This is a genomic window from Vreelandella nigrificans (genome assembly GCF_002374315.1).
In the GTDB taxonomy this organism is placed as follows: Bacteria; Pseudomonadota; Gammaproteobacteria; order Pseudomonadales; family Halomonadaceae; genus Vreelandella; species Vreelandella nigrificans.
The window spans coordinates 629,802-654,195 of the sequence record NZ_NWUX01000001.1; the positions used below are offsets into that span (position 1 = coordinate 629,802).

At 49.9% G+C, this 24,394-nt stretch carries 26 protein-coding genes; 5 read left to right on the forward strand and 21 right to left on the reverse strand.

Features of this window, described 5'->3' with window-relative positions; all coding sequences use genetic code 11:
- Positions 1 to 9: 9 nt before the first annotated feature.
- Positions 10 to 378, reverse strand: a complete 369-nt coding sequence (locus CPA45_RS03035) for a hypothetical protein (RefSeq protein ID WP_096650161.1) — start codon at positions 376 to 378, stop codon at positions 10 to 12.
- A gap of 2 nt (positions 379 to 380) precedes the next feature.
- On the reverse strand, positions 381 to 842 hold the full coding sequence (locus CPA45_RS03040; protein WP_096650162.1) for a flavodoxin: 462 nt from the start codon (positions 840 to 842) through the stop codon (positions 381 to 383).
- Between the two features lie 142 nt (positions 843 to 984).
- Between CPA45_RS03040 and CPA45_RS03045 the strand changes: the two genes are divergently transcribed.
- Complete coding sequence (locus tag CPA45_RS03045; RefSeq protein WP_078087675.1) at positions 985 to 1,191, forward strand: DUF2788 domain-containing protein; 207 nt, start codon at positions 985 to 987, stop codon at positions 1,189 to 1,191.
- A 230-nt stretch (positions 1,192 to 1,421) separates the two neighbouring features.
- Here CPA45_RS03045 and CPA45_RS03050 read toward each other — a convergent pair whose 3' ends face one another.
- The 12 genes from CPA45_RS03050 to CPA45_RS03105 all read right to left on the reverse strand — a co-directional run bounded on the left by CPA45_RS03050 (position 1,422) and on the right by CPA45_RS03105 (position 12,793).
- On the reverse strand, positions 1,422 to 1,721 hold the full coding sequence (locus tag CPA45_RS03050) for an integration host factor subunit alpha (protein ID WP_078087676.1): 300 nt from the start codon (positions 1,719 to 1,721) through the stop codon (positions 1,422 to 1,424).
- A gap of 65 nt (positions 1,722 to 1,786) precedes the next feature.
- Positions 1,787 to 4,168: a phenylalanine--tRNA ligase subunit beta gene (gene pheT, locus CPA45_RS03055; RefSeq protein ID WP_096650163.1), complete on the reverse strand. Its 2,382-nt coding sequence runs from the start codon at positions 4,166 to 4,168 to the stop codon at positions 1,787 to 1,789.
- 26 nt (positions 4,169 to 4,194) lie between these two features.
- Positions 4,195 to 5,214, reverse strand: a complete 1,020-nt coding sequence (gene pheS, locus CPA45_RS03060; RefSeq protein ID WP_096650164.1) for a phenylalanine--tRNA ligase subunit alpha — start codon at positions 5,212 to 5,214, stop codon at positions 4,195 to 4,197.
- A gap of 159 nt (positions 5,215 to 5,373) precedes the next feature.
- On the reverse strand, positions 5,374 to 5,727 hold the full coding sequence (gene rplT, locus CPA45_RS03065) for a 50S ribosomal protein L20 (protein ID WP_078087679.1): 354 nt from the start codon (positions 5,725 to 5,727) through the stop codon (positions 5,374 to 5,376).
- Between the two features lie 64 nt (positions 5,728 to 5,791).
- Positions 5,792 to 5,986 (reverse strand): 50S ribosomal protein L35, encoded by a 195-nt coding sequence (gene rpmI / locus CPA45_RS03070; protein ID WP_009724291.1) that lies wholly within the window; start codon positions 5,984 to 5,986, stop codon positions 5,792 to 5,794.
- A gap of 82 nt (positions 5,987 to 6,068) precedes the next feature.
- Positions 6,069 to 6,608, reverse strand: coding sequence for a translation initiation factor IF-3 (infC, locus tag CPA45_RS03075; RefSeq protein ID WP_096650165.1), 540 nt, complete (start codon positions 6,606 to 6,608; stop codon positions 6,069 to 6,071).
- Between the two features lie 12 nt (positions 6,609 to 6,620).
- Positions 6,621 to 8,543: a threonine--tRNA ligase gene (gene thrS / locus CPA45_RS03080; protein WP_096650166.1), complete on the reverse strand. Its 1,923-nt coding sequence runs from the start codon at positions 8,541 to 8,543 to the stop codon at positions 6,621 to 6,623.
- 218 nt (positions 8,544 to 8,761) lie between these two features.
- Positions 8,762 to 9,631 carry an OmpA family protein gene (locus tag CPA45_RS03085; protein WP_096650167.1) on the reverse strand — a complete coding sequence of 290 codons (870 nt, stop codon included), beginning with the start codon at positions 9,629 to 9,631 and terminating at the stop codon, positions 8,762 to 8,764.
- Between the two features lie 315 nt (positions 9,632 to 9,946).
- Entirely contained in the window at positions 9,947 to 10,414 is a 468-nt protein-coding gene (locus tag CPA45_RS03090) for a DUF2489 domain-containing protein (RefSeq protein ID WP_096650168.1), read from the reverse strand.
- Between the two features lie 91 nt (positions 10,415 to 10,505).
- Positions 10,506 to 11,546: a COX15/CtaA family protein gene (locus CPA45_RS03095; protein WP_096650169.1), complete on the reverse strand. Its 1,041-nt coding sequence runs from the start codon at positions 11,544 to 11,546 to the stop codon at positions 10,506 to 10,508.
- Positions 11,547 to 11,580: 34 nt separating this feature from the next.
- Positions 11,581 to 12,090, reverse strand: a complete 510-nt coding sequence (locus CPA45_RS03100; protein WP_096650170.1) for a hypothetical protein — start codon at positions 12,088 to 12,090, stop codon at positions 11,581 to 11,583.
- A 1-nt stretch (position 12,091) separates the two neighbouring features.
- Positions 12,092 to 12,793: an SURF1 family protein gene (locus CPA45_RS03105; RefSeq protein WP_096650171.1), complete on the reverse strand. Its 702-nt coding sequence runs from the start codon at positions 12,791 to 12,793 to the stop codon at positions 12,092 to 12,094.
- On the opposite strand from CPA45_RS03105, the gene CPA45_RS03110 reads away from it, so the two are divergent.
- Positions 12,792 to 12,983: a DUF2909 family protein gene (locus CPA45_RS03110; RefSeq protein ID WP_096650172.1), complete on the forward strand. Its 192-nt coding sequence runs from the start codon at positions 12,792 to 12,794 to the stop codon at positions 12,981 to 12,983. The two genes, CPA45_RS03105 and CPA45_RS03110, sit on opposite strands and share 2 nt — an antisense overlap.
- Positions 12,984 to 12,986: 3 nt before the next feature.
- Here CPA45_RS03110 and CPA45_RS03115 read toward each other — a convergent pair whose 3' ends face one another.
- From CPA45_RS03115 to CPA45_RS03135, 5 genes are all read right to left on the reverse strand, one after another.
- A complete protein-coding gene (locus CPA45_RS03115; RefSeq protein ID WP_096650173.1) occupies positions 12,987 to 13,847 on the reverse strand; it encodes a cytochrome c oxidase subunit 3 in 861 nt (286 codons plus the stop codon).
- Positions 13,844 to 14,434, reverse strand: a complete 591-nt coding sequence (locus tag CPA45_RS03120; RefSeq protein ID WP_096650174.1) for a cytochrome c oxidase assembly protein — start codon at positions 14,432 to 14,434, stop codon at positions 13,844 to 13,846. Before CPA45_RS03120 ends, CPA45_RS03115 begins: the two co-directional genes overlap by 4 nt.
- Before the next feature lie 32 nt (positions 14,435 to 14,466).
- On the reverse strand, positions 14,467 to 16,110 hold the full coding sequence (gene ctaD, locus CPA45_RS03125; RefSeq protein WP_096650175.1) for a cytochrome c oxidase subunit I: 1,644 nt from the start codon (positions 16,108 to 16,110) through the stop codon (positions 14,467 to 14,469).
- 54 nt (positions 16,111 to 16,164) lie between these two features.
- A complete protein-coding gene (coxB, locus tag CPA45_RS03130; RefSeq protein WP_096650176.1) occupies positions 16,165 to 17,280 on the reverse strand; it encodes a cytochrome c oxidase subunit II in 1,116 nt (371 codons plus the stop codon).
- A 125-nt stretch (positions 17,281 to 17,405) separates the two neighbouring features.
- Complete coding sequence (locus tag CPA45_RS03135; protein WP_096650177.1) at positions 17,406 to 17,579, reverse strand: DUF2970 domain-containing protein; 174 nt, start codon at positions 17,577 to 17,579, stop codon at positions 17,406 to 17,408.
- Positions 17,580 to 17,782: 203 nt separating this feature from the next.
- Here CPA45_RS03135 and CPA45_RS03140 point away from each other — a divergent pair, with 203 nt between their 5' ends.
- The 3 genes from CPA45_RS03140 (at position 17,783) to CPA45_RS03150 (ending at position 21,275) form a co-directional block, all read left to right on the forward strand.
- Complete coding sequence (locus tag CPA45_RS03140) at positions 17,783 to 18,142, forward strand: hypothetical protein (protein WP_096650178.1); 360 nt, start codon at positions 17,783 to 17,785, stop codon at positions 18,140 to 18,142.
- A gap of 88 nt (positions 18,143 to 18,230) precedes the next feature.
- A complete protein-coding gene (locus CPA45_RS03145) occupies positions 18,231 to 18,443 on the forward strand; it encodes a hypothetical protein (protein WP_096650179.1) in 213 nt (70 codons plus the stop codon).
- Between the two features lie 114 nt (positions 18,444 to 18,557).
- Complete coding sequence (locus tag CPA45_RS03150) at positions 18,558 to 21,275, forward strand: cation-translocating P-type ATPase (protein ID WP_096650180.1); 2,718 nt, start codon at positions 18,558 to 18,560, stop codon at positions 21,273 to 21,275.
- On the opposite strand, the gene hrpB is transcribed toward CPA45_RS03150, so the two are convergent.
- Positions 21,272 to 23,722 (reverse strand): ATP-dependent helicase HrpB, encoded by a 2,451-nt coding sequence (gene hrpB, locus CPA45_RS03155; protein ID WP_096650181.1) that lies wholly within the window; start codon positions 23,720 to 23,722, stop codon positions 21,272 to 21,274. The two genes, CPA45_RS03150 and hrpB, sit on opposite strands and share 4 nt — an antisense overlap.
- Positions 23,722 to 24,387 (reverse strand): TetR family transcriptional regulator C-terminal domain-containing protein, encoded by a 666-nt coding sequence (locus CPA45_RS03160; RefSeq protein WP_096650182.1) that lies wholly within the window; start codon positions 24,385 to 24,387, stop codon positions 23,722 to 23,724. Before CPA45_RS03160 ends, hrpB begins: the two co-directional genes overlap by 1 nt.
- Positions 24,388 to 24,394 lie beyond the last annotated feature (7 nt).

The following is a 24,394-nucleotide window of genomic DNA, read 5'->3' on the forward strand; positions in this document are numbered from 1 at the left end:
GAATACACCTCACTCTTGCCGCAGCCACCACAGGCTGACTGCGTGCAAAAGCAAACCACAGGTAGCAGCATGAGAAATGAACACCTGCCAACTGATCCAATCTGTGAAAAGAGCGTGATAGCCTCCCATTACCAGCGCACCCGCTAGCATCATAGCCGCCAGCCGCTTAATGAGTTTTGGCAGGATTTTACGCGCGCTGACCGACAACATTCTCCACTGTAACACGGCAGCGCCAGCCACAAAGGCTAACGCTATAAGCAACAACGTCTGACGGGTCTCATGCCCTCCCACCATATAGCGAGGCAAAGCAGACAACATGACCACGCATAAGCCCACAGCAACACTGATACGCTCGGGCGAATAGGGAACTCGCTGCATCGCTATGCGACCTTCAGTTGCTGTGACTCAATCCACTCTTCCACCCACGGCAGCGCTGCATCATCGGCCATAAACGTTTCCATCGCATCTATCTCAAGCCGCTCACCTAAACGCACCGCCCCATACTCTTCCAGTAATGCATCAAGAGTCCTGCCTGCGCCACAGAACGTCTCGCCATAGGAGCTATCGCCCAACGCAATAATTCCGTAGCGCAGCGTTGTAAGCGAAGGACTTTTATCGCGAAGCCCTCGTACAAAAGGAACGAAATTACCAGGAAAGTCGCCGCTGCCGGTAGTAGATACACAAAAAAGCGTGACCCCACCCTGGTCGGTCAAGTCCTCTAAAGTTGGTTGTTCTGCAATATCAACCTGGTAGCCCGCCTGCTCGAACAGAGGTTTTACCTGCTCGGCGACATCCAGTGCACCACCATACATCGTCCCTACCAAAATATTCAGTTTGGGCATCGTCGCATTCCTCTGTAAAAGTGTCGCACTGCCTCTTGTTCAGTCGACAAATACCTGATGAATTTGCTCAAATATTAACACGAATGACAAAAACGGCGCACGCCTCACCCTTGAACCCTTGCAATATCTACTAGGACCTCTTATGCAGCAAACCTTTGAGACATGGATAACGCCAATCATGGTTGGCGGCTTGATCATTTTTATGTGCTTTATTATTTGGGATCTGGCTAAGAAATCGAACGCAGGCAAATTTGGCACGATCATGCTATTTGTCGTGCTTGGTGCAGGCATGCTTGGCTATATCATCAAGGTAATACTTACTTGGTTAATTGAAGGCCGAGGCATTTAGCTGGCCTACAAAAAAACCTGCCATCTTTCACTAGACCAGCCAACTGGAGCAATCGTATCTCCTTTTAATAAATACCTATCAATAAGCCCCCATCACCAAGTACCTATCAGCAAGTACCTATCAACAAGGACTCATGAAAAAAGGAGCGCCGCTCGGCACTCCTTTTATCTAATCACACTCTACCTACAAACCAACAGATTGACTAAGCATAATACCACCATACTTGACGCTTACTTTGAGCTCGCGTAATGCTCAACCTGCTGCTTTAACTTCTGGCCAGGACGAAAAGTGACTACTCGACGAGCCGAGATAGGAATTTCTTCTCCTGTTTTGGGGTTACGGCCAGGACGCTCACGCTTATCACGCAGGTCAAAATTCCCAAATCCTGAAAGCTTAACTTGCTCATTCTCACGCAAACAGGCTCGAATTTCTTCAAAAAAAGCTTCCACCATCGCTTTTGCTTCTCGCTTCGACAGCGCCAGCTCCGTGTGTAGATGCTCCGCTAGCTCTGCTTTGGTCAACGCACCCATAAGACCCCTCCTTGTAGCAACGGATTAATTGCCAAGAACGTGATAAGCGCCGCGTCTTGTATTGTTTAGCCGCGCAACTCAGCATCCAACTTGACACGTACTTGTGCCACGATCGAATCCACCAACTGGTTTATCTCTTCATCATTCAGCGTGCGCGATGGATGCTGCCAAGTCAAGCCTAACGCAATACTCTTATAGCCGTCCGCTACGCCCTTGCCAGCATAAACATCAAACAGTTTAATGCCTTTTAAGTATTCACCAGCCTCAGCCCTAGCACAATCGAGTAACGATTGAACTGGCACTTCCTGGTTTAGCATAAAGGCTAAGTCTCGACGCACCTCAGGAAAACGTGATAACGGTTCAAAAGCAGGTATATGACCTTCACTTAATGCATCTAGCCGTACTTCAAACAACACCGCGTCAACTTTAAGGCCTAATGTTGCGCGAACCTGCGGATGCAGAGTGCCAATCCAGCCAGCCGGTTTATCATTATGCAGCAATTGAGCACTTTGCCCTGGGTGGAGCGCCGGATGCTCTGCTGGCTCAAAACGCCAGGAATTTTGATTACCACCCAGCGCAAGAAGGCTTTCAAGATCGCCTTTCAGATCATAGAAATCAACTAACGTCTTAGCACCGCTCCAGCCTTCAGCTTCACGGGACCCACATACTAGCGCCCCCATCATAGGCACTTGCGTAAGATCATCTAACTGACCATTAAAAACCAAACCTGTTTCAAACAAGCGCACACGCGTCTGCTGGCGATTAAGATTATACTCTAAAGCACGAATCAGCCCGGGGAACAGGCTTGCCCTCATCACTGAAAGCTCAGCAGAAATCGGGTTAGCCAAAACTGGGGAAACAGACCCAGGTAAAATAGCCTCTTGCAACTCCGGCGCTACGAAACTGTATGTAATCGCCTCTTGAAAGCCACGGGCAACCATCTGATGACGCAACCGCCCCTGAGTGAGCCTTGCTTCATCCGCAGACCGTAATGCCAACCTTGCCGCCGGACGACGCACTGGCAAGTTGTTATAACCGTGGACGCGCGCCACTTCTTCGATGAGATCTTCTTCGATGGACAGGTCGAAACGCCAACTCGGAGCAACCACCGACCAACCCGCTTCTTGCACGCTAACATCAAGCCCTAAACGCTGTAAAATATCAGTTACATCAGCGCTATCAAGCGTCTTGGAAAGGGCTTTTTCTAGCCTCGCACTGCGCAGCATGATAGCCCGCTCTGCTGGCATATGCTCAGCGCTTTTCGTCTCAATAACTGGCCCGGCTTGTCCACCACACACTTCAATTAGCAACTGAGTTGCTCGCTCAATAGCAACTGGCGTCAGTTGCGGGTCAACGCCGCGCTCAAAACGGTGCGAAGCATCAGTGTGCAGCCCGTAAGAACGCGCCTGCCCAGCAATCGCAAGAGGGGTAAAAAACGCTGACTCAAGAAAAATCGTCTGGGTATTTTCATTAACCCCAGAGTTTTCACCGCCCATAATACCGGCCATCGCCAGCGGGCCTTTATGATCAGCAATAACCAGTGTTTCTGGGCGCAAAGCAATATCACTACCATCAAGCAGCGTTAGACGCTCCCCGGGCGCGGCCATGCGGACAACTATGCCACTCTCTAGATTATCACGGTCAAAAGCATGCAGTGGCTGCCCTAACTCAAGCATCACGTAGTTAGTAATATCCACCACTGGATCTATAGATCGCACCCCACTTCGGCGCAGCCGCTCCACCATCCACAGCGGGGTTTCAGCCTTTACATCCACACCTTTGATAATCCGGCCAATATAGCGTGGACACTGCTCTGGGGCCTCAAGGCTAACCGCAAAGACCTCATCATGTGCAACGGCTACCGGCTCTATACCTGGTTCAACTACCTGCAACCGGTTGAGCACACCAACTTCACGTGCCAGACCTTTAATACTAAGGCAATCTCCACGATTAGGCGTCAGATCGACCTCAATGGTCATATCATCAAGCTGCATGTACTCACGAAAACTAACGCCCACAGGCGCTGAAGACGGTAAAACCAAAATACCTGGTGATGCCTCTTCTTCAAGCCCCAACTCTGATGCAGAGCAGATCATGCCGCGAGATTCAACGCCACGCAGCTTAGCTTTTTTGATTTTAAAATCGCCCGGAAGAACGCCACCCACCTGGGCAAACGGAATTTTCTGCCCCACTTCGACATTGGACGCACCACAAACTACTTGAACGGGATTGTCGGAGCCATCATCAACGGTACATACGTTGAGCTTATCAGCATCTGGATGCTTCTCTTTGCTAAGCACCTCTGCTACCACCACGCCACTAAAAGCAGCCGCTACCGCCTCAACAGCATCGACTTCCAAGCCTGCCATAGTGATCTGATCGGCGATCGCCTGTGTACCAAGCTGCGGGGATACCCACTCACGCAGCCACTGTTCTGAAAATTTCATGGTTGTTCCTGTATTCGGCGGCGGTCTTAAGCGAATTGACGAAGAAAACGCAGATCGTTTTCAAAGAACAGGCGTAAATCATTAACGCCATAACGCAGCATAGCCAAGCGCTCCGCCCCCATACCAAAGGCAAAACCAGTATAGCGCTCTGAGTCAATACCGGAATGCCGGAATACTTCTGGGTGCACCATGCCGCAGCCCATGACCTCCAACCAACCGCTATGGGAACAAACGCGACAACCCGCCCCACTGCACATCACACACTGAATATCCACCTCGGCAGAAGGTTCAGTGAATGGAAAGTAAGAGGGACGGAAACGAACTGAAAGGTCGTCACGCTCGAAAAACGCCTGCAAGAAGTCCTCAATCGTGCCTTTTAGATCAGCAAAGCTAACATCTTCATCGACCAACAAACCCTCCACCTGATGAAACATCGGAGTGTGCGTCAGATCCGAGTCACTACGGTAGACACGCCCTGGACACACAATGCGAATGGGCGGTTCGCTACTTTTCATGGTGCGCACTTGCACTGGTGATGTATGGGTACGTAGCAAACGCGTTGCATCAAAATAGAACGTATCCGCCATACCTCGCGCTGGGTGGTGTGCGGGGATATTTAGAGCTTCAAAATTGTGATAATCATCTTCAATTTCAGGCCCAATGGCCACGTCGTAGCCAATCCGTGTAAAGAGCCCTTCGATACGCTCAAGCGTTCGCGTCACGGGATGCAGGCCACCATTGGACTGATTACGCCCAGGCAAAGTCACATCGATACTTTCGGCTGCTAAACGGGCATTGAGTGCGGCACTCTCAAGTTGTTGGCGCTGAGCATCAATTTCATAGGCCAGCACCTGCTTAGCCTGATTAATGCGCTCACCCGCCGCTGGCCGCTCATCTGCCGGCAATTTCCCCAGGCCTTTCAGTAAGGCAGTTACCTCACCTTTCTTACCTAAATAGCGTACTCGTAACTCGTCTAGCGCAGCGACACTTGGCGCAGCCTGAATGGCGTCGCGCGCCTCAGATACCAGAGTAGGAAGGTGATCCATCCGTTTCACTCCGAATTAAGCGATGCCCATCCCGAAGAATGGCGTGGCACGTTGAAGGTGACAAAAAAACAGGGGAAGAGCGGCTGCTCTTCCCCTGTGTGGGTCACTCTGAAATGACCTCAGGTACATTGCATGGGCAACAGCCCTGTGCAAACTACCTTATTGGGCAGCCTTGGCTTTCTCCACGATGGCAGCAAATGCAGCCTTCTCGTGTACTGCCAAATCGGCCAATACTTTACGGTCGATTTCGATACCGGCTTTCTTAAGACCACCTACAAAGCGGCTGTAAGACATACCGTTGATGCGTGCACCGGCGTTAATACGCTGGATCCATAGCGCACGGAACTGACGCTTACGGTTGCGACGGTCACGGTAGGCGTACTGTCCAGCTTTAATAACGGCTTGTTTAGCAACGCGGAAAACGCGCGAACGGGCACCGTAGTAACCTTTAGCAAGCTTCAATACTTTTTTATGGCGACGACGCGCTACTACGCCACGTTTAACTCGAGTCATAACACACTCCTGACTTTAAGGCTGAGGCAAAAAATTTGTGCACTCAGAAAAACGAAAACCCGACTTATAGATTCGGCAGCATACGCTGGATGAGCGCTTTATCAGAGGCATGGATCTGCTTCATTCCACGCAATTGACGCTTACGCTTGGTCGATTTCTTGGTCAAGATGTGGCTACGGAAAGACTGTTTGTGCTTGAAGCCATTAGCAGTCTTTTTGAAGCGCTTAGCAGCGCCGCTGTTGCTTTTGATTTTCGGCATGAGAAATACTCCGCTCGATATTTTTTAGAAAACCCAGGGCCGACCACCGCTCACGCGGCAGCCCGTTGAATTCGCCGTTGGATCACTTCTTTTTCGGGGCAATAATCATGATCATCTGGCGCCCTTCCATTTTAGGGAAAGATTCTACCAAACCGATCTCTTCCAGGTCTGCCGCGATCCTTTCCATCAGCTTACGGCCGATATCTTGGTGCGCCATCTCACGACCACGGAAGCGCAGTGTGACTTTGCCCTTGTCACCACCTTCCAAAAAGCGCGTCAGGTTTTTAAGCTTAACCTGATAATCACCTTCGTCGGTGCCAGGACGGAATTTAACTTCCTTAACCTGGATTTGCTTCTGCTTCTTCTTTTGAGCCGCTTTCTGCTTCTTGGTCTCAAAAACGAACTTGCCATAATCCATTATCTTACAGACGATGGGATCGGCATTCGAAATTTGCACGAGGTCCAAGCTTTCAGATTCTGCACGCTCTAACGCTTCGGTGGTGGGCACGACACCCAACTGCTCACCGTCGCTACCGATTAGACGCACTTCTTCTTCAACAATTCTCTCGTTCATTGGTGGGCGTTTGTCTTGTGGACGCCCGCGCTGATTGCTTCGCTTGATCGCTCCGTCTCCTTAGGCAATTGACGATGTCGCCAGGGCTGCTCTCTCGCTGGTATGGCGTTCAATGAATTCATCGACCGTCATTACACCGAGGTTTTCGCCGCTGCGAGTTCGCACGGCCACTGAGTCAGCTTCGACTTCCTTATCTCCCACCACAAGGAGATAGGGAACTTTCTGTAATGTATGCTCACGGATTTTAAAGCCGATCTTCTCGTTCCTCAAGTCCGCTTTAACACGCAAACCACTTTTTTGCAGACGTTTCTCCAATTCGAGCGCGTATTCGCGCTGCGAATCAGTGATGGTCATAACGACAGCCTGCTGTGGAGCAAGCCATAATGGCATAGCCCCAGCATAGTGCTCAATTAGAATCCCCAAGAAACGCTCAAAAGAACCTAAAATTGCCCGGTGAAGCATTACAGGGGTCTTGCGTACGCCATCTTCATCAACGTATTGAGCGCCCAAACGCCCCGGCAAATTAAAATCTAGCTGTAGCGTACCACACTGCCACACTCGATTCAGGCAATCACGCAGTGCAAATTCAATTTTAGGGCCATAAAAGGCGCCCTCACCTGGCTGAAGCTCCCATTTAAGGCCCGTAGCATTAAGCGCAGCTTCAAGCCCCTGCTCTGCCCGATCCCACATTTCGGCTTCACCCAGAAAGTCATCAGGACGCGTAGAAAGCTTGAGCTCAACTTCGTCAAAACCAAGTGTTTTGTATACTTGCAGCGTTAGCGCGATGAATGCTTCCGCCTCTGCTTGAATCTGACTTTCAGTGCAAAAAATATGTGCGTCATCTTGGGTAAAACCACGCACGCGCATCAGACCATGTAGGGAACCTGACGGCTCATTACGGTGACAACTTCCAAACTCAGCCAAACGCAGCGGCAAATCCCGATAGCTTTTGAGCCCTTGATTAAATACCTGAACGTGGCAAGGGCAGTTCATTGGCTTAACCGCGTATTCGCGCTTTTCCGACTCCGTGGTGAACATCAACTCACTGTAGTGCCCCCAATGGCCAGACTTTTTCCATAGCGAAAGATCAACAACCTGAGGCGTCTTAATCTCTTGGTAGCCATGCTCACGCTGAATCTTACGCATGTAATCTTCTAGCGCCTGGTACATTGTCCAACCGTTAGGATGCCAAAACACCATACCCGGCGCTTCTTCCTGAAGGTGGAATAGATCCATCTTCCGCGCCAGTTTCCGGTGGTCACGCTTTTCAGCTTCTTCTAAGCGCTGCAAGTAAGCTTTTAACTGCTTCTTATCGCCCCATGCAGTACCGTAAATACGGGTCAACATGGTATTGGCAGCATCGCCACGCCAATAAGCGCCCGCCAACTTGGTAAGCTTAAAGGCTTTTAAATGGCGAGTATTCGGCACGTGCGGGCCACGGCACATGTCGACGTACTCTTCGTGATGATAAAGGCGAATAGTCGCCCCTTCAGGAATATCGCGAACAATCTCCTGCTTGTAAGTCTCATCACGATGTAAAAACGTTAGCATTGCCTGGTCGCGATCAACGTATTCGCGCACCACATCGTACTCGCGCTCAATCAAGGAGCGCATACGCGCTTCAATAGCCTCGAGATCTTCCGGGGTAACGGATTGACCAAACTCAATATCGTAATAAAAGCCATCTTCAATGACCGGCCCTATCGCCATCTTGGCTTCAGGGTACATCTGTTTAACCGCGTGACCAATTAAGTGCGCGCAGGAGTGACGGATAATTTCAAGACCTTCCGTATCGCGTGCAGTAATAATTGCCACATGAGCATCTTGCTCAATTAAGTCAGCGGCATCGACCAACACACCATCAATTTTCCCAGCCACACAGGCCTTGGCCAAACCAGGGCCAATGGATTCTGCAAGCTGCATGATAGAAAGTGGCTCGTCAAACGTTCTCTGGCTGCCATCCGGCAGTGTCACAATGGGCATTCAGATATTCCTTGAGCGCAGTGGTGATCCATACCAAGGATCACATTTCGCTATCAATAATCGGGAGGAACAGGTCTTTCTTTAGAGGGTTGTTAGCCTAGCAGAATTCGCTCTGCCATAAAATAAAACGGGAGGCATTCAGCCCCCCGTTTCTATTTCTTGAGAAAAATTGACTATCACCGCTTAATGCGGTTTCTCAAGCTTATTCGGTTAGTGGACTACTTCCACTCATCCAGCTCAACGCGACGGTTTTGAGCCCGACCTGCATCAGTATCGTTGCTCGCCACAGGGCGCTCTTCACCGTAACCAATTGCACGCATGCGGTTAGTTGCTACACCGCGTTGCGCCAAGTAGGCAGCAACAGATTCAGCACGACGCTGTGACAGGTTCTGGTTGTACTGCGCAGAGCCGCGAGAATCAGTGTGACCTTCGATGCTTACACGAACATCAGTGTTATGAGCCAAGCGCTCAGCAATACCGTTAAGCACCTGCTGGGCATTGGACGTCAGCTGAGCAGAGTCAAACTCAAAGTTAACGTCGCGTAGCACTAAACTTTCAGGACAGCCCAAGGCATTAACAGCAACGCCAGCCGGGGTATCCGGGCACTGGTCACGGTAATCCGGCACACCATCACCATCGGAATCCAGCGGGCAGCCACGCGCATCTACCGCAACGCCAGCCGGGGTGCCTGGGCATTGATCGCGGTAATCTGGCACGCCGTCGCCATCAGAATCCAGCGGACAGCCTTGCGCATCAACAGCAACACCAGCAGGCACTTCACCATAGCTTGGGCACTGCGGAGCAACCGGCTTAGGTGTACGATCTGCACATAGCAAACCGCCAATCGCAGCACCAGCCACAGCACCGATAGCAGTGTTTTCATCTTCGTCAGAATTGCCGCTGGTGGCATAGGCGATGCTTCCACCGATGACACTACCCGCGAGGCCACATACAGCCGGATGCTGATACCAGCTACGGTCGCTGCTGGCACTTGCTTGCCCAGAAGTTTGGGTAGCCGAGCTGGCACAGCCTGATAGACCCACTACCAGGGCAGAACCGATTAACAAGCCAGATGTTGACTTTTTCATGTAAGACTCCTTCTTGATCCAATGCTGAAATGGCCATACAGCCAAATCTATCCAATGCTTCTTATTGCGAGAGCATCCATTTTCCGCCTACCCAACATCGTAGCAAATGTAATACACGCACTATGGCTGGGTGGTGTGCCTATGATTAACGTTTGAGCGCTAGAAGGCAACAATGTTGAGATATCAAGTCTTTGTCGATACCTTCTATTCCAGCATAGCAAAGCTGGCACTACAGACGCTAAAAAAAGTCCTTACTCTTCTAAAATTGTGTTCATAATGCTTGCACACGGCTACTTGTTTTTAAGTACAACGGTGTTAGTGCAATGACGAGGGGCCTTTTTCCCGCCACTTAATGACCTCTGCTGCCGCGGCCAATACCGCAGAGCGCATTTCATCTTCGACGACCAAACGCTCTTTATCTTCCTGCATTCGCTCACGAGGAGTAAGCTGTTTACGAGCAGAGTGAGTTTTCAAATGCTTGGTACGTTGATGAACCTCGGCAAACGCTTGAAACTCCGGTCGCTCAGTCAAGCTCGGATCAATAATTTCCAGCAGGACTTTACACCGCCAAGACCCTTCCGTTATATCTACTTGTTCTTGAACCAAGGCACTGGCAACGTAGTCAAGATTTTCTAAGCTATTTTGGTGGGCACGACGATCTTCGTCTATACGAAACGCTTCGCGACGTTTTACCTCATTGCGCAAATTCAATGCATAAGCACACAAACCTACGATGATCACAACCCCTATTACGAGCAAAACTAAAGCCGTGGTAAAATTCATGGCACCCCTTCAACTAGCCATACAAATAACTTAACGAGAATTGTACACTCTAAAGCTACCGTTACACCAATGACACCCTCTTTTTAACCTACTATATGGCAGTGGTAGGCAAGAATTGGCGCTCAGTAGATATGCTGTCGCTCTCCTGCCTCCAGCACCACCAAGCCCAACCAACGCTCAACGTCAGCGCCACAGCACCCGCGGTGTGCAGGAGCGCGAGCCAAAGTGGTAACCAAAGCAGAACATTGGCAATCCCAAGCGCCACCTGTAATGCATACACACAGATAGCTGCAGCCAGCGCTCGCCCCACGTTTTTTAACTGGCGGTATCGCCACCACAGCACTAAGAGCGCAACTCCCAGAAGCAACGCCCCAAGACGGTGAACAACCTGTATGGCAGTGCGGGCATCTGCGTGTAGCTGTCCGTGTAAATAATTAGGTCCAACCGTTTGGGTTAAATGGAAGCCTTCACTTAGATCCATTGTTGGCCACCATTGACCATTGCAAGTAGGGAACCCCAGACAAGCAATACCTGCATAGTTACTGGTTACCCAGCCACCAAGCGCTAGCTGAAGTACCAATAGGCTCAGCCCTATTATCCATAGTGCATTAATAGACCGACACCCCACCACTCGGTCTTTCCATGAATGTCTAATACGCAAATGCAGCCAGAAGAACAGCATTAGTACACTCAAGCCCCCTAGTAGGTGCAGTGTGACCACCTGAGGCCAGAGCTTGAGGGTTACGGTAAATGCACCAAAAGCCCCTTGAATAAGAATAACGACCAGCAAAGCCAAACTAATTCGCCATGGATAGCCTGGACGACGACGTAATTGCCACCCAAGTACAACCGCACTAATCACGACAAGCCCTAAAAAGCTAGCAACGTAACGGTGCGCCATCTCTACCCATGCTTTAAAAGGATCAAGAGGCACATCAGGATGCCGCAAAGCAGCATGCTCACTATCTGGAACCAACAAGCGGCCATAACATCCCGGCCAGTCAGGGCACCCCAACCCGGCATCGACCAGTCGCGTCCATGCACCGACCAAAATAACTAATGCGGTTAGTAGAGTCCCCATAAGGGTAATGCGTGTCAACCAGCGTAAGCGGCGCTCCACTTCGTCATGCATTCGATTTCCTTACGGCCGGAGTCGCCGATAAGCATTAATGATGATTAACTTTGAATAAATGTCTAATATCATCAAGGATATCAGTTGTTTCTGTTTGCTCATTGAAGACTAACGCTGGATTCCCCATTGGATCCATCAGCCAGATAGCACCTTGACTGTACCAAGAGGGAGGCTCCTGCCAACGTGTAACCAATTCACCAGGTAAGGCGTGCTCCGCCCCTCCGATTCGTAGCCGTTGTAAGCGGGGAGCCTCACGCCCTAGCGCGCGGTGCAGCCTCCAAAGCTCATCCTTGCGTTGTTCGCAATCAGACAAACAATCAAACGCTAAGGTCCATGCCTCCCCCAAACTCTCAGGCTCGTTGGCTAATGGCCATTCATTTAAATTTGGGGCAGCTACATGTACCTCCCCGTGAGCTTTATGCCCAAAGGGAATGCCAACTCCCCACTTAACCATTCCCCATGCAGCGGCCATGGGCGCTGCAAATACTATAAAAATCAGTAGTAATTTGAGTCTCTGATAACGAGCGACTTGAGCATGCTGCATTTCATACTCCCTGTTTTTGAAAGCCGTCTTTGCGCAATCGATAGCCACCTAGCAGCATCACTACAAAAGCAGCAAATGCCAACCCCCACCATTGAACAGCGTAACCAATATGCCGACTTGGCGGCATTACATTTGCTTGCCACCACGGAGTGAACACCCCTCCTCCCTCCACAGCATGCAGCCAGCCCTGGTAGCTAAACAGCATTAGCTCATCTTCCCAAGGCTCTAGACTCATTTGCTGCAAGCGAACTCCTTCTTGATTATCTCCATACAGCGGCCCACCTCGACGAGCTGTTTGCCACTCACCGAATACATCAACTTTTCCCGCAGGCGTTTGCGCTTGGGGGGGAGTACGGACAGGCCCTGTTTCGATGAAACCTCTCTGAATTAACCAAAGCTGCCCCAGCTCGTCGCGCAGTGGGGTAAGTACAGCAACCCCCACTCTCCCTTCTACCACACGATTGTCTAAGTACAGCGTATAATCCGGTAAATACTCCCCCTTTAGCTGAACCTTTGCCCCATCCGATGGCATTGCGGTTGGCGCATTTACTGCAGGGGCTGCATTAAGTGTCGCCAATAAAACACGCTTGCCAGCAGCCCGCTCCCACTGCCATAGTCCTAAAAAGATGCCCAGAATGATCAACAGCCCCCAAAATGCATACCAAATATAACAACGTTTTAGCCCAGGAGATGATTGCGTCATGTGGTTACAACTTCTTATTATCTTAGTGTTTATTGGAATCTTAGCGAGCCTTGCCATAGGCGCTGGCTTTTTATTACGCGACAGCGCTAAGTCAAAGCGGCTACTTGTCTCTCTTAAGTGGCGTATTGGGCTAACATGCCTTCTTATGGCACTGCTGGTATTTGGTTTTTGGTCTGGAGAGCTCGGCTAGCCTCTATAGAACATAAACAAAGATAAACAGCCCCACCCACACCACATCTACAAAGTGCCAGTACCAGCAAGATGCCTCGAAGCCAAAATGATGGTCAGTGGAAAAGTGTCCCTTACAAATACGCACCAGAATACAAGCTAATATAATGGTGCCTATAATGACGTGGACGCCGTGAAAACCGGTCAAGATGAAAAATGTTGCCCCGAAAATACCTGCTTCCAGTGTAATACCATAATGGTTATAGGCTTCGTAATACTCTACGCCCTGGATAATTATAAAACAGCACCCAAGTAATACTGTGCCTGCTAGCCAATTGCGGCATGTAATGCGCTCGTCCAGTTTTAAAGCTTCGTGAGCAACCGTCAGCGTGATGCTCGAAGTGACAAGTATCAATGTATTGACTAACGGCAGTTGCCATGGACTAAACACTTGGTCAGGCCCTAGCACAGATGCATCGGGCGGGCTAAGTAGTGGCCAATGGGCTACGAAGTCTGGCCACAGCAACGCAGAGACACCTTTTTCTCCCTCGCCACCAAGCCACGGAATCGCAAACGTTCTAACGTAAAATAGAGCGCCGAAGAAAGCGGCAAAAAACATTAGCTCAGAGAAGATAAACCACCCCATCCCCCAACGAAATGAGCGGTCCATCTGGCTATCATACAGTCCCCCCATGGACTCCCTGACAACATCTCTAAACCAAAGGCCCATCACCCCAATAATGCTGACAACCCCTAACAGCATTAAGAGCGCCCCTGTATCGTAAACCAGCTTGACTCCTGCCCCGACCATCATGACACCCAAGGCCAACGAACCTAAAATAGGCCACCAACTAGTCGTAGGAACATAATAGCTACCGCCGCTCATATCTTATCCCCCGCTATCTTGTTGTTATTCAATGAGGCATCCAGCACCATGTTATGCACTGGATATAGGGTATAAACCAAGGTGATTGTAGTGATCTCCTCCGGCAGATCTCGCGCCAGCTGGAAAACCAGCGGGATAGTTAAACGCTCATCACCTTGTAACAACTGCTCTTGAAAACAGAAGCAACTCACTTTGCGCAAATGATTTGTTGCGCTTGAGGGTGAAACGCTAGGAATAGCCCTACCCCAGCTCTTCTGCTGACTGTTGTTGGTAAACGTAAAGTCAACTTCTGCAGTTTGCCCTGGGTGCACCCGCATTTGGCGCGTAGCGACACTCATTTGCCATGGCAGGCCAGCACTACCCCGCGTTATAAATTGCACCGTAATATAACGAGATTGATCTACCTCCTCATGGATAATCGCCTGCGCAGTTGTATCCACCTTGCCATTAAGACCTGTAATGCGGCAGAAGACGTCGTAAAGGGGTACCAGCGCAAATGCAAATGCAAACATACCTATTAGTGCCGCTGTTGAACGGATCACCGTTCGCCGTACGCCAGCAGCTCTGGCAGCTTCATACTCAGACATAACGCCTCCTTGCCGTTGCGACTAGGAATGCCTTAATCACCGTGATGGCTACGATGAAAGACAGGGGGTGTTTCAAAAGTATGCAATGGCGCGGGGCTTGGCACGCTCCATTCGAGGTCTTCTGCACCTTCCCAAGCCTGTGCTGGTGCCTTTCTTCCTCCTCTTACACAAAGCACTATCACCAGCACGAAAATCAGCTGCGATATTCCAAAGAAGAAGGCCCCAATACTTGAAACCAGATTAAAGTCTGCAAACTGGAGTGCATAATCAGGAATACGGCGAGGCATACCAGCCAAGCCCGCAAAATGCATTGGGAAAAATGTTAAATTCACACCGACAATCGAGCACCAGAAATGGCACTGTGCAAGACGCTCATGCGGATAATGGCCTGTCCACTTAGGTAGCCAGTAATAAACCCCAGCCATGATCGCAAAAATCGCCCCTGGCACTAATACATAGTGGAAATGAGCAACCACAAAATATGTATCGTGATATTGAAAATCAGCAGGTGCTATTGCCAACATTAGGCCGGAAAAGCCACCAATCGTAAATAAAACAACAAAAGCAAGTGCGAACAGCATGGGTGGTTCAAAACTTATTGAGCCGCGAAACAGTGTGGTAACCCAGTTAAAAACTTTGACCCCGGTCGGCACTGCAATAAGCATAGTGGAATACATAAAAAACAGTTCTGCAGCCAGTGGCAAGCCAACAACAAACATATGGTGCGCCCAAACTAAAAACGACAGGAGCGCGATGGCTGCGGTGGCATAAACCATGGAGGCATAGCCAAATAAGCGCTTACGGGCAAAGGTAGGGATAATAGCTGAAACGATACCAAACGCAGGTAGAATCATTATGTAAACTTCTGGGTGACCGAAAAACCAGAACAAATGCTGGAACAATACCGGATCACCACCACCCGCCGCATCAAAGAAGCTAGTGCCAAAGTTTATATCCATCAACATCATAGTGATGACACCTGCTAGCACAGGCATTACTGCTATAAGCAAGAAAGCAGTAATGAGCCAGGTCCAAACAAATAGCGGCATATCCATCATCCGCATGCCAGGTGCTCTCATATTGAGGATCGTCGCAACAATGTTGATTGCCCCCAGTATTGAGCTAACACCAGCAATGTGAAGAGCAAGAATAAAAAATGTTGTTGAGGGTGGCGCATAAGTAGTAGAGAGCGGCGCATAAAATGTCCACCCAAAATTAGGCCCACCTCCCGGCATAAATAGCGTTGAAAGCAACAACGTAAAGGCAACAGGCAGCAACCAAAAACTAAAATTATTGAGCCTTGGTAAAGCCATATCTGGCGCACCAATCTGAAGCGGTATCATCCAGTTGGCCAAGCCTGTAAAGGCAGGCATAACCGCTGCAAACACCATGATTAAGCCATGCATGGTGGTCATTTGATTAAAGAACTCAGGCTCAATCAGCTGTAATCCCGGTTGAAACAGCTCGGCTCGTACCACTAAGGCAAAAATGCCGCCAATAAAGAACATGATTAGGGAAAAGATCAGGTATAGAGAGCCGATCTCTTTGTGGTTAGTGGTGAGTAGCCAGCGCATTATTCCCTTAGGGCTTGCGTGGTGAGCATGATCTGCTTGACCATCAGCTGCTGCCGTGGTGCTGTGCTGTAGTGGGTGTTGAGGGGGTAGTTTGGGCGCCATAAATCTCTCCGCCTGACTTATTTATTGTGGTAATCGGCTAACACGCCTACGAAACTACTGGACAATTTTTTCTGCGATACTTGCGGGCTGAACAGCATCTCCAGTGTCCCCTCCCCAAGCGTTACGCGTATAGGTCACAACAGCAGCGATCTCAACAGGGTTTAACGTACTGCGGAACGCTGGCATAGCAGTACCGGACACACCGTTAACAATTCGATCTATATGCCAGTCCAAATCATCAATTAACTGAGCATTATTGGCTAATGCTGGGAAAGCAGGCGGTGCCCCTTGGCCCTCAGCCTGATGGCAAGAAGCACAAATTGCACGGTACACCGGCTCACCCCGAGCCATCAGCTCATCAAGCTCCCACTCCCGATCTACTCCCATCGCTTCCTGTTCAGCTGCCTCTTTGCGTTCAGCGAGCCATATTTCAAACTCATCTTCTTCCACAGCGTGCACAACGATGGGCATGAAGCCATGATTGACACCACAAAGCTCTGCACATTGGCCACGGTAAATACCGGGTTCATTAATTTGCACCCAGTTTTCGTTAATAAATCCTGGAATAGTGTCCTGCTTAACCGCTAAATCAGGCACCCACCAAGAGTGGATAACATCATCAGAGGTCATCAGGAAACGTATTTTGCGATTAATGGGCAGTACTAAGGGTTCGTCTACCTCTAGCAGGTAGTGCTCGCCACGAGCAGCTTCTCCCCGGATTTGCTCCCAGGGAGTGCTCATATTTGAATTGAAAGCAACATCTTCACCAAGATATTCATAACGCCAGCGCCATTGCTGGCCAATGATCATGACATCTAAGTCAGCCTCTGATGTGTCGTACATGTTTTTCAGTGTCGCTGTTGCCGGCACCGCCATACCTACTAAAATCAACACAGGAATAGCAGTCCAAAGCACTTCTACGGACGTATGCTCATGGAACTCCGCCGCCTTGGCGCCTTTTGAATGCCTGTATCGAAACAGCGAATAGAACATCACACCAAACACTAACAAGCCAATGGCTACGCACACCCAAAAAATAGTCATGTGCAACCCGTATATATCGCGGCTGATATCTGTCACGCCGACGGGCATATTCCAGCCATTAGCCTGCGCTTGATTAGCACCGGCAATAACACAAGTGGGCAGCAGCCATTGCCACAGTGAGCGCATAGAGGTCTCCTCTATTATTGTTGTTATCGCACACCTATTTATTAGGGTGAGATCAGATCATAGGCATCAGTATAGAAAACATGAGCCGTACGTCACGAACAACCTTGCTAAAACTGTCAACGCTTTCAGCCTGCTGCGATGTTTGCCACCAAAATAAGTATCAGCACAAAAATAAGCGTCACGAGAATAGCGGCTACAATGAACCCCAGAGGTTTTTCACTAGCGAAATCTTGCTGCCGCTTGCGATCCTTTTGAACACCGATGAGCGCTGCGAGTACAGATTGAATGATCGACCACATAGGCTTTACCCCCTATAGATAAAAGGTTTTATCACGAAACCGACCACCCTGACGTGGACATTATCTATCTACATAGCACTAGGCTATACATAGTACTAAGCTATACACAGCACTAAACTACACACAGTACTAGGCTATAAATTTTAATAGGCTGTTTTATCAATCATGCTGCTCAGTTTTGCCCCTCTAACAGGAGTCCGATAATGGCTATTCCAGATAAAGCACCATCTCTATCATGGGCTGAGGCTAGCCAGCCTATGCAGGCTTGGTGGCAACAATACTGCCTCGTAAGCATGATGCCGTTGGTCCGTCTTCAAGTCACTTGGCTAGAAAATATTACCCAAGCCATACAGATGGAAACACAACTTTTTCAAGCCATTGCAAAAAGCGGTGAAAAGTTGACCTTATGCCTAACTGACAACGCCTATTCCTGTAACGCGGCCAAGCTAACAGAGCACTACCAAGAAATGGTCAAGACACTTACCGATGCCAACATAGAGCGCCTAGCGAAGGTTTCTCAGCTTTCTCACGAGTTTCGGCGTTGCCTTTGGGAGGAAATCTAACAATTTACAAGCAAGCGTCTTGCGCTCTATAGTGCCGCCCACCGTTTGCTTCAAAAAGAAGCAGCAACGCTTGGTTATGGAGCCAGATATGTACAACTGTTTTCAATCACGTTTACTCCCCCTTTCTGTAGCTCTTGGGTTACTACTGTCTTTATCCGCTTGTACTACTTACACATGGCCAGATGGCTCTCAGGAAACAGTGCTCGGCGTTGTTCCTGAAGATGACAATCAACGCTATGAGGAGCGGCAAGCTCAAGGAGTTCGCTATCGCCTACCCGATGATATTCCTGAGACACATTAAACCTAATAAGCTTTTCATATCTCTATTAATTAGTGCTTGCCTTGCTCCCAATCACTGCTATGCAGCATAAATGCTCTTATACTGCTTGTGTTGATTAACCTAAGGGGGCATGGAATGGCCAGAACACTACTAGCTAGCGACTCAGCCACTGCATGGCATAACACGGATGCAGAGGCTGCACTATCAACGCTTACATCCAGTTCAACGGGTTTATCCAGCCAAGAAGCTGAATCAAGGCTAAAAGTATATGGGCCAAATCAACTGCAACAGGAGCAGGCTAGATCTTGGTACCGACGCTTCTTTGATCAATTTAATAACATACTGATTTTCATTCTAATTATTGCAGCAGTTGCAAGCGCTATGCTGGGCCACCATCTGGATGCGGCGGCCATTCTTGGTGTTGTGGTGATCATTGCATTAATTGGGTTTATCCAAGAAGGCAAAGCAGAGCAAGCCATTCAAAGCATACGCAACATGCTTTCCCCTCAGGCGACGGTGCTACGCAACGGTAAGCGTACTGTCGTTGATGCTGAAACCATTGTTCCTGGCGATATTGTGCTGGTTGAAAGTGGTGACCGCGTTCCTGCCGACTTGCGCTTAATTGAAGTAAAGCGTTTTTGCACTGATGAAGCGGCGCTTACCGGTGAATCCATCCCGGTGGATAAAAAAACTGACACTGTCTCGGCTAATGCTGATTTAGCTGAGCGCAGCTCTATTGCTTACGCCAGCACTATTGTCGTCCAAGGCACAGCCAAAGGATTAGTGGTGGCAACGGGCACTCAAACAGAGATTGGCAAAATTTCCGAACTGGTGCGCGGTGTCGAACAGCTTAAAACCCCTTTGTTACGCCAACTTGACCGTGCCGGAAGCATGCTAGCATTGTTTATCTTAGGAGCCGCTGCGCTTACTGCTGCGGTAGGCAGCATATTCCATAACCAGCCAATCGATGAGATGTTTATGGCTGCCGTAGGGTTAGCGGTGGCAGCCATCCCTGAAGGTTTACCGGCCATAGTGACAATTAGCCTTGCCCTTGGCGTACAGCGTATGGCAAAACGCAAAGCGATTATTAGACGCCTTCCAGCGGTGGAAACGCTTGGCTCAATTTCAACTATTTTTTCCGATAAAACTGGCACGCTGACACGCAATGAAATGACCGCCACGGCTATTTGGCTAAGCGACGCTCACTACGCTGTCGACGGCATCGGCTTTAATCCCGTAGGCAACATTCGCCAAATCGACTCTGATCTAAAATCACAGACTCACCCAATTACCACTGACGACCATCCTGCACTAAGCCATTTTCTCAAAGCAGCTGCACTTTGTAACGATGCCGAGCTAGCACACAACGGGGAATCACACCATATCGTCGGCGACCCGACAGAAGGCGCTTTGATCATTGCGGCCGCTAAAGCAGGCCTTGAGATCCAAGCTCTTCGCCAGAGCCACCCTCGCCTCGATGCCATCCCCTTCGAGTCTGAGCATAAATACATGGCGACGGTTAACGAGATTGTTGGTGAGCATAAAATCCTAGTAAAAGGCGCTCCGGATAGGCTGCTTGAGATGTCAAATTACACGCTAAGCCAAGAAGGGCGATCACCTATCGACCGCCGCCTTTGGGAAGCACGCATTGAAGAACTCTCTTCGCAAGGGCTAAGAGTATTAGCCGTAGCAGAAATGTCTGCACCTGACTCACAGCCGCTTGACCATGAGCATATTCAAAAGGAACTAACCTTTTTAGGCATTATTGGTTTACTCGACCCCCCACGCGAAGAGGTAATTAACGCAGTGAAAGAGTGCCTTTATGCTGGCATTCGCCCCGTGATGATTACTGGTGACCATGCATCCACTGCCCTTTCCATCGCCAAGCAGTTGGGCTTCTCTCAAACAAAGCGTGTTGTCACTGGTCGAGAGATCGAATCAATGACCGATGCACAGCTTGAAGAAATTATTCCTGAGGTTGATGTATTTGCTCGTGCATCCCCGGAGCACAAACTAAGGCTAGTCAAAGCCATGCAAGCCCGAGGTGGAGTATGCGCAATGACCGGCGATGGTGTAAACGATGGCCCCGCACTCAAGCGTGCTGACGTGGGCGTTGCGATGGGTATTCAAGGCACCGAAGCCGCTAAAGATGCATCGGAAATGGTGCTCGCAGACGACAACTTTGCCACTATCGTTAATGCAATCGCAGAAGGAAGAAAAGTCTACGACAACATCCGTAAAACGATCACTTTTATACTGCCCACAAATGGCGCTCAAGGTTTGGCAATCATGTTGGCAGTGCTTGCGGGTACTAACCTACCTATCACACCGCTTCAAGCACTTTGGGTAAACATGGTGGTGGCCACCACATTAGGCTTAGCACTCGCATTTGAAGAGAGTGAGCACGACTTAATGAGGCGTCAGCCTCGGGATCCCAAGGCCGCATTGCTCGATATGTTTCTACTATGGCGCGTGCTATTTGTATCGTTACTGCTATTAATCGGTGTTTTCAGCATATTCAGCTGGCTTCTAGCTCAAGGTGAAAGCATAGAATTGGCGCGCACAGCTGCAGTTAACATGCTGGTCGTGGGAAGCGCGGCCTACTTAATCAATAGTCGCTTTCTGATTAACAGCACGCTGTCCTTCCAAGGCATTTTCAGTAGCCGGATGGTATGGCTAGCTATTGCCGCTATCATGCTCTTGCAACTAGCTTTCACCTACGTGCCATTTATGCAGACTATTTTTACCAGCGAAGGGTTGCAACTGCATCATTGGCTAGCAATTTTACTGGCCAGTATTACTATTTATGGCTTGGTTGAAGTAGAAAAAGCCGTATGGCGCCACGTACGCTAGTCGTACACGCCGCTGCTACGCTTAGCTTTGGCTGTAGCATTTGCCGTTAGCGGGTCCTCAGGCCAGGGGTGCTTAGGGTAGCGTCCGCGCATTTCCTTACGCACCTCTGGATAGCCATTTAGCCAAAAACTACGCAGGTCCTGGGTAATCTGAAGGGGTCTTCTAGCTGGCGATAAAAGGTGGACCATAACCGGCGCCCGCCCATCGACAATAGTAGGTGTGTCCTGCCAACCAAATGCTTCTTGTAGTTTTAGCGCTAGTATTGGCGGCCGCCCTTCTAAACAAGGAGCATAATCAACAGCGGCTTGATTACCACTGGGTACTGTCAGTGAAGGTGGTGTTAATCGTTCAAAAACCTTCTGCTCATCCCAGCTCAAAGTGGCTAACAGGTAGCTATGGAACGGCATTTTCTCCAGTTGAATTAAGCGCGTTACCCCCACAACATAGGGAGCTAACCAAGTATCAAACGTTTCTACGAGCACCTGTGCAGACCAATCCGGCCATTTGCCTGGAAAAATATTGTTAAGCAGCGCCATACGCCCCTGCAACTGCCGAATTTTATCGCTGAACAAAGGCTCAGGTCGTTGCTTAAAGGCGCTGAGCAGCGCCTGCTTAACGGCTTCAGCAGGAAGTGACGCCAACGGGCGTGAGGCTAATACCAGTTCAGCGTGGCGTTGAACGGTTTCTCCTATAAGCTTCCCCTGAGTATCTGACCAAGTAATCAGCTCCTCCCACTGCCTAATTGCTGGGTAAAGCTCTACCAATGCAGCCAACGAAATAGGCTCGGCCAAGTAAATGGACGTCTCGCTGGAAGCACTCTCAATGCTAACTGCAACAAGGTAAGAGACATTCATCAACGGGTGGCTAATTGGTAACGTAGCAGTTTTACCATTAGCCAGTTTGAAGCGGCCTGGGGTAATAAGCTGTCCAACACGATCTGGATACGCCAGCGCTAGTAGTGCTCCCAGTGGCTGATAGGACATATCCTGAGAGAGCTCCGCACCCGCTATGCTGGTCAAACGCCTCGCTTCCCTATACCAATGGGGATGCTGCGCAGGCTGGCTAACACGCTGCACCAAGGCATCACGGAGCGAGCCGCTGACACGCTCTCTACTTTCCAGCAAGGCAGCAAGAGCGCAGGCTAGTGCCATAGCATTGAGTGATTCGGCCCTGGCTAGCATCACCGCCAATCGAGGTTCAAGTGGCCAACGCACACTTTTCTTACCGAGAGGCGTTAGCAGACCTTTTGAGTCAAGGATGCCTAGTTGGTGCAGTAACGCCTGGCCACTTTGCCAGGCACCTTTAGGTGGGGGAGAAACCCATGACAGCTCATTTGGGGAGCGAGCTCCCCATAGGGCAAGCTCAAGCGCTAACTTGGACAAATCGGCCTGCGCTATTTCAGGTTCGCCATGGGCCACTAATGGTTGCTCTTGCGACCATAACCTATAACAGGTACCTGGCTGTTGGCGCCCTGCTCGTCCGCGGCGCTGGTCGGCACTGGCGCGATTAACCCGGCGAGTAGTTAACTGGGTAAGTCCAGTCCGCGGCTGGAAGCACGGCACGCGCTCCAAGCCAGCGTCAATCACCACATTGACACCATCAACCGTGACGCTTGATTCGGCAATGGCCGTTGACACAATCACGCGCTGACGTACTGTATGAGACGCTAATGCTGCCTGCTGAGCTTCGATAGGCATACTGCCGTGTAGTGCTCGCACTTCGATGTCCAAAGTACTGCGGCCCAACACCGACACTAATCGAGAAATCTCCGCTACTCCTGGAAGAATAATTAGCACATCATCGGTATCCTCCCTCTCTAACGCCTCGCATAGAACACGGTAGGTAGCCACTTCTAATGTTTCGCCACCACTTGCAGGCCGATACAACGTTTCAACAGGGTACTCACGCCCAGTACTCTCTATGACTGGGACATCATCTCCTAGAATGTTTTTCACAGCAGCGACATCCATCGTGGCGGACATCACGATAAGCCGTAAATCATCCCTAACGCTCTGCTGAATATCCAGCGACAGTGCCAGTCCTAAGTCTGCTTCAATGCTACGCTCATGGAACTCATCGAAAATAATACCCGCGACACCTTCTAATAACGGGTCATCCTGCAGCATTCGGGTTAGTACACCTTGGGTCACTACCTCCAGTCGTGTTTCAGGACCTACCTTGCTGTCTCCCCGCATACGGTAACCCACCGTTTTGCCGACCGGCTCATTAAGCTGTTTAGCCATATAGCCTGCTGCTAAGCGTGCAGCTACCCGGCGAGGTTCTAGCAGCAATAGCTTATGGCCTTGTGCCCACGAACTATTAAGCAAATCAAGCGGCACACGAGTCGTTTTACCTGCCCCCGGCTGGGCTATTAAGATGAGCCGGTGGTGGGTGCCCAATGCGACTTGTATCGGGGCAAGATGTTGCTCGATAGGAAGCGTAGACATCATTGGTTTAGAGGTGCGTCACCAAGCTGGCGCGGCTGAGAAATACCGCACCCTTTTAAGATTACGTGTTCAAGAAATTGGCAAATGGACTCGAAATCTGCTTCGCTCAATGCCTGTGTTCCCAAAATCCCACTTACTTGAGCACTATATTCAGTGTAGTGCTGGGTAGACGACCAGATCAGAAAAATAAGCCACCGTGGATCAACGTCATCCATTTTCCCCTGGGCTGACCATTGGCGGATAATCGCTGCACGGGAGGTAACCCACTCCTTTAACTCACCGGACAGATAGTCATTTAAGAAAGGTGCACCAGCCAAAATTTCGGCGGCAAATAATTTTGAGCCTTCAGGGTAGCGCTGCCCAAGTACCATTTTGGTACGAATAAAATCACTAAGTACCTGCCCAGGATCGCTCTCCGGCGTAATATCTTCGAGCACCGCATTCCAGCGGCTCATCATCCGATTAAGCAGACGTACGTACAGCGCCTGTTTATTCCCCATGTAATAGAGAATGTTTGCCTTGGGAAGGCCTGCTCGGTCAGCAATTGCTTGCAGACTGGCACCACGATAACCATGTTGTGAAAACACCTGTTCAGCCGCGCTCAGTATGCTCTGTTCAATACGATCTCTGCTGGCATTTTCATGATTAGCGGTATCAGCCATCATTAAGTAA

Coding starts and splice junctions, on each gene's coding strand:
- thrS (WP_096650166.1), bottom strand. CDS start 8,543: ATGCCCATTGTGACACTGCCGGATGGCAGCCAGAGAACGTTTGACGAG.
- CPA45_RS03145 (WP_096650179.1), top strand. CDS start 18,231: ATGTACAACTGTTTTCAATCACGTTTACTCCCCCTTTCTGTAGCTCTT.
- CPA45_RS03150 (WP_096650180.1), top strand. CDS start 18,558: ATGGCCAGAACACTACTAGCTAGCGACTCAGCCACTGCATGGCATAAC.
- CPA45_RS03115 (WP_096650173.1), bottom strand. CDS start 13,847: ATGAGCGGCGGTAGCTATTATGTTCCTACGACTAGTTGGTGGCCTATT.
- CPA45_RS03110 (WP_096650172.1), top strand. CDS start 12,792: ATGTGGTTACAACTTCTTATTATCTTAGTGTTTATTGGAATCTTAGCG.
- CPA45_RS03140 (WP_096650178.1), top strand. CDS start 17,783: ATGGCTATTCCAGATAAAGCACCATCTCTATCATGGGCTGAGGCTAGC.
- ctaD (WP_096650175.1), bottom strand. CDS start 16,110: ATGGCGCCCAAACTACCCCCTCAACACCCACTACAGCACAGCACCACG.
- rplT (WP_078087679.1), bottom strand. CDS start 5,727: ATGACTCGAGTTAAACGTGGCGTAGTAGCGCGTCGTCGCCATAAAAAA.
- CPA45_RS03045 (WP_078087675.1), top strand. CDS start 985: ATGCAGCAAACCTTTGAGACATGGATAACGCCAATCATGGTTGGCGGC.
- CPA45_RS03050 (WP_078087676.1), bottom strand. CDS start 1,721: ATGGGTGCGTTGACCAAAGCAGAGCTAGCGGAGCATCTACACACGGAG.
- CPA45_RS03085 (WP_096650167.1), bottom strand. CDS start 9,631: ATGAAAAAGTCAACATCTGGCTTGTTAATCGGTTCTGCCCTGGTAGTG.
- CPA45_RS03040 (WP_096650162.1), bottom strand. CDS start 842: ATGCCCAAACTGAATATTTTGGTAGGGACGATGTATGGTGGTGCACTG.
- CPA45_RS03090 (WP_096650168.1), bottom strand. CDS start 10,414: ATGAATTTTACCACGGCTTTAGTTTTGCTCGTAATAGGGGTTGTGATC.
- CPA45_RS03135 (WP_096650177.1), bottom strand. CDS start 17,579: ATGTGGTCGATCATTCAATCTGTACTCGCAGCGCTCATCGGTGTTCAA.
- rpmI (WP_009724291.1), bottom strand. CDS start 5,986: ATGCCGAAAATCAAAAGCAACAGCGGCGCTGCTAAGCGCTTCAAAAAG.
- CPA45_RS03035 (WP_096650161.1), bottom strand. CDS start 378: ATGCAGCGAGTTCCCTATTCGCCCGAGCGTATCAGTGTTGCTGTGGGC.
- CPA45_RS03105 (WP_096650171.1), bottom strand. CDS start 12,793: ATGACGCAATCATCTCCTGGGCTAAAACGTTGTTATATTTGGTATGCA.
- pheS (WP_096650164.1), bottom strand. CDS start 5,214: ATGGATCACCTTCCTACTCTGGTATCTGAGGCGCGCGACGCCATTCAG.
- CPA45_RS03100 (WP_096650170.1), bottom strand. CDS start 12,090: ATGCAGCATGCTCAAGTCGCTCGTTATCAGAGACTCAAATTACTACTG.
- hrpB (WP_096650181.1), bottom strand. CDS start 23,722: ATGTCTACGCTTCCTATCGAGCAACATCTTGCCCCGATACAAGTCGCA.
- CPA45_RS03160 (WP_096650182.1), bottom strand. CDS start 24,387: ATGATGGCTGATACCGCTAATCATGAAAATGCCAGCAGAGATCGTATT.
- pheT (WP_096650163.1), bottom strand. CDS start 4,168: ATGAAATTTTCAGAACAGTGGCTGCGTGAGTGGGTATCCCCGCAGCTT.
- CPA45_RS03120 (WP_096650174.1), bottom strand. CDS start 14,434: ATGTCTGAGTATGAAGCTGCCAGAGCTGCTGGCGTACGGCGAACGGTG.
- CPA45_RS03095 (WP_096650169.1), bottom strand. CDS start 11,546: ATGCATGACGAAGTGGAGCGCCGCTTACGCTGGTTGACACGCATTACC.
- coxB (WP_096650176.1), bottom strand. CDS start 17,280: ATGCGCTCACTGTGGCAATGGCTGCTGCCCACTTGTGTTATTGCCGGT.